This is a genomic window from Nocardia cyriacigeorgica NBRC 100375 (assembly GCF_000308555.1).
Classification (GTDB): domain Bacteria; phylum Actinomycetota; class Actinomycetes; order Mycobacteriales; family Mycobacteriaceae; genus Nocardia; species Nocardia cyriacigeorgica.
Genome location: NZ_BAFY01000141.1, coordinates 1 through 10,850, shown reverse-complemented (window position 1 = coordinate 10,850; position 10,850 = coordinate 1). Strand labels below are relative to the sequence as shown.

8 protein-coding genes are annotated in these 10,850 nt (G+C 68.0%); 6 read left to right on the top strand and 2 right to left on the bottom strand.

Features of this window, described 5'->3' with window-relative positions; all coding sequences use genetic code 11:
- The coding region (locus RJ05_RS14015) for a hypothetical protein (protein WP_036537603.1) at positions 1-741 on the bottom strand (741 nt) is incomplete at its 3' end.
- A gap of 301 nt (positions 742-1,042) precedes the next feature.
- On the opposite strand from RJ05_RS14015, the gene RJ05_RS14010 reads away from it, so the two are divergent.
- Positions 1,043-1,348: a hypothetical protein gene (locus RJ05_RS14010; protein WP_036537601.1), complete on the top strand. Its 306-nt coding sequence runs from the start codon at positions 1,043-1,045 to the stop codon at positions 1,346-1,348.
- A 123-nt stretch (positions 1,349-1,471) separates the two neighbouring features.
- Here RJ05_RS14010 and RJ05_RS14005 read toward each other — a convergent pair whose 3' ends face one another.
- Positions 1,472-2,365: a PAC2 family protein gene (locus RJ05_RS14005; RefSeq protein ID WP_036537599.1), complete on the bottom strand. Its 894-nt coding sequence runs from the start codon at positions 2,363-2,365 to the stop codon at positions 1,472-1,474.
- A gap of 199 nt (positions 2,366-2,564) precedes the next feature.
- Here RJ05_RS14005 and metH point away from each other — a divergent pair, with 199 nt between their 5' ends.
- From metH to RJ05_RS13980, 5 genes are all read left to right on the top strand, one after another.
- Positions 2,565-6,161: a methionine synthase gene (metH, locus tag RJ05_RS14000; protein WP_036537597.1), complete on the top strand. Its 3,597-nt coding sequence runs from the start codon at positions 2,565-2,567 to the stop codon at positions 6,159-6,161.
- A 432-nt stretch (positions 6,162-6,593) separates the two neighbouring features.
- Complete coding sequence (locus tag RJ05_RS13995) at positions 6,594-8,204, top strand: serine/threonine-protein kinase (protein WP_036537595.1); 1,611 nt, start codon at positions 6,594-6,596, stop codon at positions 8,202-8,204.
- A gap of 26 nt (positions 8,205-8,230) precedes the next feature.
- Positions 8,231-8,917, top strand: a complete 687-nt coding sequence (locus RJ05_RS13990) for an HAD family hydrolase (protein ID WP_036537593.1) — start codon at positions 8,231-8,233, stop codon at positions 8,915-8,917.
- A gap of 139 nt (positions 8,918-9,056) precedes the next feature.
- The gene (locus tag RJ05_RS13985) at positions 9,057-9,917 is read left to right on the top strand and encodes a HalD/BesD family halogenase (RefSeq protein WP_036537591.1); all 861 of its coding nucleotides are present in this window, start codon (positions 9,057-9,059) and stop codon (positions 9,915-9,917) included.
- A 42-nt stretch (positions 9,918-9,959) separates the two neighbouring features.
- A complete protein-coding gene (locus RJ05_RS13980; RefSeq protein WP_036537589.1) occupies positions 9,960-10,754 on the top strand; it encodes a class I SAM-dependent methyltransferase in 795 nt (264 codons plus the stop codon).
- The last annotated feature ends 96 nt before the right edge of the window (positions 10,755-10,850 follow it).

Sequence of the window (10,850 nt, the reverse complement as noted above, 5' to 3'; positions counted from 1 at the left end):
ATCCAGAATCGCGCGTCCGGCCGACAACGCCTTGTCCACCTCGCGGCGATCGCCGATGCGCGCCCACGCCTTGGCGCGCTGCGCGGCCAGCTGGACCCCGACGCCCAGCGAATCACAGTTGGCCGCAGTCGGATCCGCGGCATCGATCGCACCGCGGTAGTTGCCCTGTGTCAGGGCGAACCAGGCCGCCATTTCCGCACTCCAGCCGACGATTTCGGCATTCTCGGCCTCATGGCCCAGCGAACGCGCCGCACGGCGGGTCGCCTCGGCGGTGGTGCGGCGGCCGAGATCGTAATCGACACAACCCACCAGCAACGCCACCCAGCCCGCCAACTCGAGCACCTCGCGGTGCTGGGACAGGGTGAGCCTGCCGTCGAGCAGCGAGGTGATCCGGCGCAACCAATTGGTGCCTTCGATATGCAATTCGTGTGGATCCGTATAGGGGTATTCACAACACAACCGTTCGGCGGTGATGCGGATGGCCTCGAGGGTGGCGGGGGAGACATCCGACATGCGCAGCCGACCGATGAATTCCAGTGTGTCCATTCCGGTTGCGGCCAGCAGCTCGTCGTCGCGGTTGGGTCGCGACTTCGGAAAGAACGCCGCGGTGACGGTATCGAAAGCCGCCGCGATGATGGGCGCGTAGAACTCGTCGGGCCGCGACTCGCCCGATTCCCACCGACGCCAGTTACGCAGCAAGGTACTGTCGGTCGGCAGGTTGTGGGATGACTTGGCGCGCATGGCGCGGACGGCGTCTGCTTGTGACCACCCTCTCGCGTCGCGCTCCGAACGCATCCGAACAGCCCAGACGGGTCGATCGTCAGTAGCGGCCACGTCTGTAGTATCGCACCAGTTAACTTTCGGTGCACCGGATAGGGCACCTAGATGTCAGTGGGTTGACATCTGCTTTCGCCGCTGTTGATCGGACATGATCGAGATGGGCCGATGTTGGTACGGCCCAGCGCAACACCCCCGCATCCGCGGGGAGATCCCGGAGGCGCACTGCTCCCCGCCACGGCGGGGAAAGACCCAGGAGGTACGGGTGGAAGCGTTGATCTATGGATATTTGCGTGACGACTTGGCCGAAGGCCATGGCGACGAGCTGGAAGCCGCGCTACGGGCGCGGGCTCGGGCCGAAGGCCTCTGCTTCGCCGCGACTTTCCATGAATCGACACCGGGTGACGGCACCGCGTTCGCCGAGCTCACCCAGGAACTGAAACGAGCCGACGCCCACCACGTGGTGGTGCCATCGCTCGATCACCTTGCCGGCCAGACGATTCCGCGGGACCTGCTGCTCGCGAAGCTGGCCAGCGATGCGGAGGCCACGGTCTGGACGCTGCAAACCTGAGCACGCCGGGCGCAGCGCCGCCCGAAATCGGTTGCCGCGGTGCCGAGCCCGTCGCCCGCACGGTATCCGCGTCCACCGCGGGCTGAGCCCGGCGCGCCGGGCCCCGTGCCCGCGGAGTCGCGATCAGCGACCGAACCCGCCGGGTCCGCGGCGGCGCAGATACTTCTCGAACTCCGCGGCGATGGCGTCGCCATCGATCTTGGCCATGGTCTCGTTGAGATCGCTCGCGGCGTCACCGCGCTCCTCGAGGGAGCGGACGTACTCGCTGATCTCCTCGTCGTTGACCGTCATCTCGTTGACCGTCGACTCCCACTCCTCGGCCTGGGCGGGCAGCTCCCGCAGCGGCACCTCGATATCGAGGACGTCCTCGACCCGGTGCAGCAACGCGATGGTGGCCTTGGGGTTGGGTGGCTGTGAGACGTAATGCGGCACCGCCGCCCAGAACGACACCGCGGGCACTCCCGCCTTCACGCACTGATCCTGCAGCACGCCGGTGATCCCGGTGGGGCCCTCGTAGCGGGTCTGCTCCAGGTTGAAGCGCTCTGCCGCCTCCTTGCTGTAGGCGGACCCGGTCACCGGCACCGGACGGGTGTGCGGGGTATCGGCGAGCAGCGCCCCGAGGATCACCACGGTCTGCACCTCGAGCTGATCGATGAGTTCGAGCAGATCGGCGCAGAACCGGCGCCAGCGCATATTGGGCTCGATACCGCGCAGCAACACCACATCGCGGTCGCTGCCCGGCGGCGAGCACACCGTCAGCACCGTGGCCGGCCACACGATCTCCCTGGTCACGCCGTCGACCTGACGCACCATCGGCCGATTGACCTGGTAGTCGTAATAGTCCTCGGAATCGAGTTCGGCCAGCGGTCTGGCATCCCAGATCAGTTCGAGGTGTTCCACCGCACCGCTGGCGGCGTCGCCGGCGTCGTTCCAGCCCTCGAAGGCAGCGACGAGTACCGGATTCCGCAACGGCGGCAGTTCCGGGCCGGGCGAGGCCGGAGATTCACTCGAGTTCACCCGAGCCAGCCTACGACCAGAGCCGATGTGCTGTGTCCGCGACGCGGTATTCGCCGCCGCGCGTGTCGGGCGCGGCCATCGGCGGTGCGCGCACGGGTGGTCTGGCAACCACCCGGCACCGTTGTCCTGGATGTGTCCGGGCGCACGGTGAACTGGACATGGCGCGCGGAACGCTGTACGCACCCTCTACCCTGGGTGCATGTCTGCGTCCAGCTCCACCGCGTTCGATACCACGCTTCTCGACACGCTCGCTCGTCGTGTCGTCATCGGCGACGGCGCGATGGGCACGATGTTGCAGGCCGCGGATCTGACATTGGACGATTTCCGTGGCCTCGAGGGCTGCAACGAGATCCTCAACGACACCCGCCCCGATGTGCTGCGCGGCATCCATCGCGCCTACTTCGAGGCCGGGGCGGACGCCGTCGAGACCAACACCTTCGGGTGCAACCTGCCGAACCTGGCCGATTACGACATCGCCGACCGGATCCGGGAACTGTCGGAGAAGGGCACCCGCCTCGCGCGTGAGGTGGCCGATGAGATGGGACCGGGCGCGGATGGCTCGGCCCGGTACGTGCTCGGTTCGATGGGGCCGGGTACCAAGCTGCCGACGCTGGGTCATGCGCCGTACGCGGCGTTGCGCGATGCCTACTCCGAGGCCGCGCTCGGCATGCTCGACGGCGGAGCGGACGCCATTCTGATCGAGACCTGCCAGGACCTGCTGCAGGTCAAGGCGGCGGTCACCGGCAGCAGGCGGGCCATGGAGCGCGCGGGTCGCCGGATCCCGATCATCACTCACGTCACCGTGGAGACCACCGGCACGATGCTGGTCGGCAGCGAGATCGGGGCCGCGTTGACGGCGCTCGAGCCGCTGGGCATCGACATGATCGGGCTGAACTGCGCGACCGGCCCCGATGAGATGAGCGAGCATCTGCGGCATCTGTCGCGCCATGCCCGCATCCCGGTGTCGGTCATGCCGAACGCGGGTCTGCCGGTGCTCGGCGCCAAGGGCGCGGAATACCCGTTGACGCCAGAAGAGCTGGCGGTGGCCCTGTCGGGCTTCGTCTCGGAGTTCGGGTTGGCCCTGGTTGGCGGCTGCTGCGGCACCACGCCCGAGCACATCCGCCAGGTCACCGAGGCGGTCCGGGAGATCGAGCCGACTCTGCCGCCGATCGGGCAACGTCGCGATCCGGTGCACGAGCCCGCCGTGTCGAGCATGTACACGGCGGTGCCGTTCGCGCAGGACGCCAGCGTCATGATGATCGGCGAGCGCACCAATGCCAACGGCTCCAAGGCTTTCCGTGAAGCCATGCTGGCCGGCGACTGGCAGAAGTGCCTCGATATCGCCAAGGACCAGACCCGCGACGGCGCGCACATGCTGGATCTGTGCATCGACTACGTCGGCCGCGACGGCACCGCCGACATGAGCGAGCTGGCGAGCCGGTTGGCGACGTCGTCGACCTTGCCGATCATGCTCGACTCCACCGAGCCGCCGGTGCTGCAGGCCGGGCTCGAGCACCTGGGCGGGCGCTGCGCGGTGAACTCGGTGAACTACGAGGACGGCGACGGCCCGGATTCGCGGTATCAGCAGATCATGCGGTTGGTCGCCGAGCACGGCGCGGCCGTCGTCGCGCTGACCATCGACGAGGAGGGCCAGGCCCGCACGGCCGAGAAGAAAGTCGAGATCGCCGAACGCCTGATCGCCGATATCACCGGCACCTGGGGTCTGGACGAGTCCGACATCATCATCGATACCCTGACCTTCACCCTCGGTACCGGTCAGGAGGAGTCGCGGCGCGACGGCCTGGAGACCATCGAGGCGATCCGCGAGCTCAAGCGTCGCCACCCGCGCGTGCAGACCACCCTCGGCCTATCCAATATCTCCTTCGGCCTGAACCCGGCCGCGCGGCAGGTGCTGAACTCGGTGTTCATGCACGAATGCGTGCAGGCCGGGCTCGACAGCGCGATCGTGCACGCCTCGAAGATCCTGCCGATCGCCCGCATCCCCGAGGAGCAGCGCGAGACCGCGCTCGATCTGATCTATGACCGCCGCCGCGACGGCTATGACCCGTTGCAGAAGCTGATGCAGCTGTTCGAGGGTGTGTCGGCGTCGTCGTCGAAGGCCTCGCGCGCCGAGGAGCTGGCGGCGTTGCCGCTGTTCGAGCGGTTGGAGCGGCGCATCGTCGACGGTGAGAAGGCCGGCATGGAAGCCGACCTGGACGAGGCCATGGCGCAGGTGCCGCCGCTGCAGATCATCAACGAAACCCTGCTCGCGGGCATGAAGACCGTCGGTGAGCTGTTCGGTTCCGGGCAGATGCAGCTGCCGTTCGTGCTGCAATCGGCCGAGGTGATGAAGGCCGCGGTCGCCTACCTGGAACCGCATATGGAGGCCACCGACGATTCCGGCAAGGGCCGGATCGTGCTGGCCACCGTCAAGGGCGACGTGCACGACATCGGCAAGAACCTGGTCGACATCATCTTGTCCAACAACGGCTACGAAGTGGTCAATCTCGGCATCAAACAACCGATTTCGACCATCCTCGATGCCGCGGTGGACAAGAAGGCCGACGTCATCGGCATGTCCGGATTGCTGGTGAAGTCTACTGTGGTGATGAAGGAAAACCTCGAGGAGCTCAACGCCAAAGGCATGGCCGGGCAGTTCCCGGTGCTCCTCGGCGGTGCCGCGCTGACCCGCTCCTACGTGGAGAACGACCTCACCGAGGTCTACGAAGGCGACGTGCACTACGCCCGCGATGCCTTCGAAGGGCTGCGGCTGATGGACGACATCATGGCCCGCAAGCGCGGCGGCGGTCCCGACCCCGACAGCCCCGAAGCCATCGCCGAACGGGAGCGGGCCGCCGAACGTAAGGCCCGCCATGAACGCTCCAAGCGCATCGCCGCCGAACGCAAGGCCGCGGAGGCACCGGTCGTGGTCCCGGAACGTTCGGATGTGGCCGCCGACCTGCCGGTGCCGGTGCCGCCGTTCTGGGGAACCCGCGTGATCAAAGGCCTGGCGCTGCACGAGTATTCGGGGCTGCTCGACGAACGTGCGCTGTTCCTGGGCCAGTGGGGTCTGCGCGGACAGCGCGGCGGTGACGGGCCCAGCTATGAGGAGTTGGTCGAATCCGAGGGCCGTCCCCGGCTGCGGGCCTGGCTGGACCGGTTGTCCACCGAGGGCGTGCTCCAGCATGCGGCGGTCGTCTACGGCTACTTCCCCGCGGTGTCGGAAGGCGATGACGTCATCGTGCTGACCGAACCCGAACCCGGCGCGCCGGAGCGGTATCGGTTCACCTTCCCGCGCCAGCAGCGCGACCGGTTCCTGTGCATCGCCGACTTCATCCGCTCCCGCGAACGCGCCGCCGAGACCGGCCAGGTGGATGTGCTGCCCTTCCAGCTGGTCACCATGGGCCAGCCAATCGCCGACTTCGCCAACGAACTGTTCGCCGCCGACAACTACCGCGACTATCTCGAGGTGCACGGCATCGGCGTCCAGCTCACCGAGGCGCTCGCCGAATACTGGCACCGCCGCGTCCGGGAAGAACTGGTGCTCGACGGCCATTCGGTCGCCGAATCCGACCCCGAGGACGTGCAGGAGTACTTCAAGCTCGGCTATCGCGGCGCGCGCTACTCCTTCGGTTACGGCGCCTGCCCCGACCTGGAAGACCGTGCCAAACTCGTCGACCTGCTCGACGCCGAACGCATCGGTGTCACGCTGTCGGAAGAACTGCAGCTGCATCCGGAACAATCCACCGACGCGTTCGTGCTGCTGCACCCGGAGGCGAAGTACTTCAACGCCTGAGCGGGGCACCCCGGCAGACTTCGGGGTGCCGCGTGCGGCACGATTGCGACAGGTTGTGACGGTTCTCACGGATAATCGGCCGCCGGTGGGGTACAGGCGCCAGCCGCGGCTGACGCACCCCGGTGAGCTGGGCTTTTCCCGTGCGCGCGGGCGGGGTTCGGAGGCACGAGACGGCCGGTTCGGCGTGAGAACGCCACGGCACCCGTCCGCCGCGCCGCCCGCGGGGGTGAAACCAGCAACGCTGCTGGAACCTGTCGGACGCTTATGCCATTGTCGGAGGGTGGCAACTGCATCCGGGGCAGTCGGCGGATGCGAGTTCATCCTGAAGCTCACCGGTGCAAACGACTTCGGCGCGTAGGGATTCCAGGCCAGTCCTGGACCGGGCGCGGAGTGCTGGAGGACTCGGCGGGACAGCAGGAGGGGCACAACCTCATGACGGCGGATCGGTTGATCGCTGGACGGTATCGGCTCACGGATCCGATCGGTACGGGCGCGATGGGCGTGGTGTGGCGCGCCACCGACGTCCGGTTGCGGCGCACGGTGGCCGTCAAGCAGGTGCTGCTCGGCCCCGGCCTGACCCGCGAGGCCGCCCTCGAGGCGAAACTGCGCGCCAAGCGTGAGGGCCGCATCGCGGCACGCCTGCACCATCCGAACGCGATCACCGTCTTCGACGTCGTCGAGGAAGACGAACAGCCCTGGCTGGTCATGGAGTACATGGACGCGCCGAGCCTGGCCGCCAAACTCGCCGGTGGGCGCACCCTGCCCGCCATGGAGGTCGCCGAGATCGGCGCCCAAGCCGCCGCGGCCCTCGCTGCCGCACACGACGCGGGCATTGTGCACCGCGACGTCAAGCCCGCCAACCTGCTGGTCGCCGACGACGGCACGGTGAAGATCACCGACTTCGGCATCTCCCGCGCGGTCGGCGACGTCACCGTCACCGCGACCGGTTTCCTGGCCGGCACCCCCGCCTACCTCGCGCCCGAGGTCGCGCGCGGGGAGAACCCCGAACCCGCCTCCGATGTGTTCGCGCTCGGTTCCACGCTGTACGCGGCGGTCGAGGGCGCACCGCCCTTCGGCGAGGGCGACAATCCGCTCGCGGTCTTGCACGCGGTGGCGCGCGCCCAGGTGCGGCCGCCGGAGAAGGCGGGCGATCTCGGCCCGGTGCTGATGCGGCTGCTGGCCGCCACCGTCGAGGAACGCCCGACCATGAAGGAAGCTCGGCGCGCGCTGGAAGACGTTGCGGCGGGGCGCGCTCCACGGGTGGCCGTTCCCGCCGCGACGAAGGTGCTCCCGCATCCGTCGTCCGGCCCGGAGCCCGTCGGCTCGTCCGCCGCCACCCAGGCGGTGCCGCGACCGGTGGCCGGGCCCACGCCTGGCCCCATGCCTGCCCGGCCGGTCGCGGCCGCGGCGCCGGGCACGGTTCCCAGTGGGCCGGTACCGCCGTCGTCGAGTTCGGGTCGCGGTCGCATGATCGCCCTGATCGCGGCAGCTTCAGCGGGTGTCCTCGTGCTCGTGGCCCTGGTCGCCGCCGCGGTCAATGGTGGCGGGGAACCGTCGGCGGGCGGGCAGGGGACGTCATCGGTGACCGCCGCGCAGCCCTCGGTGGACGCGGTCGCGCCCGAAGGATCCGAGACGGGGGAATCCGGCGACGACACCACCACGGCGCCGACGACCACCACGACCACGACCTCGGCCACCCCCACTTCGACGACATCCACGACCTCGACCCCGGCCGGCCCGCCGACTCCGGAACGGGTGGTGCAGTTCGTCAGCGGGTACTACGGCATGCTGCCGGGCAACGCCGCCGCTGCCTGGTCGCAGCTCTCGCCCGCCTATCAGGCGCAGACCGGCTACAGCGACTACCTGAACTTCTGGTCCGGCATCAGCGCCGTCACCGTGCACAGCGTCACACCCAACGGGGACACCGGGGCGACGGTCTCGCTGACCTATACCCTGAAGGACGGTTCGACCTCCACCGAGAGCCGGTGGATCCAGGTCGCCTCGGACAACGGGCGGTTGCTGATCGCCAATTCGGGACTGTAGGGGGAATACACAGAGGAGAGGAACGGGTGAACACGCGGCCTGCCGGTGTGCTGTGGGATATGGATGGCACGCTGCTCGATTCGGAGAAACCGTGGGACGTCGCCGTACGCGACCTCGCCGTCGATCTCGGCTCCGAGATGACCGATGAACTGCGCCGGTCGTTGATCGGAGCCTCCGGCCCCAACGCTTTGCGCATCGTGTTCACCGGCCTCGGCCTCGATCCGCATCCGGACGCGATGCGCGCCGCGGGCGAATTCCTGGAGCGGCGCGTGACCGAGCTGATGGCCGAACCCATTCCGTGGCGTCCGGGTGCGAAGGACGCGCTGGCGATGGTGCGCGCGGCAGGACTGCCGAGCGCGCTGGTGACCAACACCAAGCGTTCGCTGGCCGAGTTCGGCCTGGACACCCTCGGCCGGGAATACTTCGACGCCTCGGTCTGCGGCGACGAGGTGCCGCACGGCAAGCCTGAACCCGACGTGTACCTACGCGCTGCCGAACTCCTCGGCCTCGACCCGAAAACCTGTGTGGCGGTCGAGGACTCGCCCACCGGGGTGGCGGCCGCGGAGGCGGCCGGCTGCGCGGTCCTGGTGGTGCCGTGTGAGATCGCGGTGCCCGAAGCACCCACCCGCACCCAACGCGATTCTCTGGTCGAACTCACCATGGCCGACCTGGGTGAGGTGCTGAATACTCGGTACCCGGTGGACCACGCCTGAGTCGCGAAGTCGCCGGTTCGGGCATCGGCGCCGGTCGAATGTGTTGCCAGACAACAAGACCGAACGGTCCGTGACGATTGTCACCGCCTATCTCAGGAAAACCCGGGCGTGTCGGGAATAGTCCGATAACAATGTCGCTATGGCAGCGACGGTAGCCCTGGACGAGATCGTCGACACCACTCGCTTTCCGATCACCGAACCCGACAGCGCCGGTTGGCGTGCGGCGGTGGCGGCTGCGCGAGCCGACCTGGCGCAGGACGGATGTACCGTGCTGCGCGAATTCATCCGGCCGCAGCTGCACGAGCGGCTGCGCGATCAGGGTGAACAGATGGCCCCGCACGCCCACTATCAGGTGGAACGGGTCAACGCCTACAACATTCCCCTCGATACCGAACTGCCCGAGGATCATCCGGGCCGCATCGTGCTCGAACGCGGCAACGCCTTCGTCCCACGCGACCGGATCGACGCCGGCGCGCTGATCCATCAGCTCTACACCAGTCAGCTGTTCCAGCGGTTCGTCGCCGACTGCTTCGGCCTGCCCGGCCTGCACGAATTCGCCGACCCACTGGCCGGTCTCGTGCTCAACGTCGTCGCGCCGGGCATGTCACATCCCTGGCATTTCGACACCAACGAATACACCGTCAGCATGCTCACCCAGGCGCCCGAAGCGGGGGGAGTCTTCGAATACTGCCCGGGTATCCGCTCGCCGCACGCGGAGAACCTGGACGACGTGCGCGCGGTACTGACCGGCTCGGGCGAGCACCTCATCCAGCGGCTCGAGCTGCGCCCGGGCGATCTACAGCTGTTCCAGGGCCGTTACTCCCTGCACCGGGTCTCCCCGGTGAGCGGCCGCACCCAACGGCATACGGCGATCTTCGCCTACAGCGACCGACCAGGTGTCATCGGCACCGTGGAACGCACCCGCCAGCTCTTCGGGCGGGTGCTGTCGGACCATCACGCCGCGGCCGACGCCGTCCGTGGCGACCGGCTACTCGACTGAGCAGCACAGTTCGACCCGAGAGGAACCATCGTGTCCGTGCCTATGCACACCACCGGGAAAGCCTCCTTCGACGACATCTACGACCGCCCCGATCCGCGCGCCTACTACGCGCGCATGGCCGAATTGGATTACTGCATACCGCAGTTGGCGAAGCCGCATTTCGAGCAGCAGCTCGCCGAATACCGCGACGCCACCGGGGTGAGCGCGCCCACCGTGCTCGATATCGGCTGCTCCTACGGCGTCAACGCGGCCTTGCTGCGGCTGGACACGACCATCGAGGAACTGGGGGAGTACTACAGCGCGGTCGACGCCGACGATCCGGCCGCGCTCATCGCCCTTGACCGGGCCCGCCTGGCCGCCGACGACACCCGTCCGGAGGTTCGCTTCGTCGGCATGGACGCCTCGCGTCCCGCCCTGGACTACGCTCACGCCGCCGGCTTGCTGCACGAGATCGTCCACGCCGATCTCGAGGCCACCGACCCCACCGACGAGCAGCGCCGGATCCTGGCCGCGGCCGATCTGGTGATCTCGACCGGCTGTATCGGCTACGTCACCGAGAAGACCCTGCTCCGGGTGGCCACCGCCGACCCCGAACGCAGGCCGTGGATGGCACACTTCGTCTTGCGCATGTACGGCTTCGACGCGATCGAGGGCGAGCTGGCGGCCCTCGGCTACCGCACCGAACGGATGCCAGGCGATTTCGCGCAGCGCCGCTTCGCCTCCGATGCCGAACAGGCGCAGGTGTTGAATACTCTGTCCGCCAACGGAATCGATCCGACCGACCGGGAAGACAGTGGCTGGCTCTACGCCAATCTCTACCTCTCCCGCCCCGCCTGACATCGACTCACACCGAGGAATCAGACTTGACCGAACGCACGTTTGCCGCCGAGGACCAGCTGCCCCGGGTACCGCTACCGACATTGGAAGACAGCT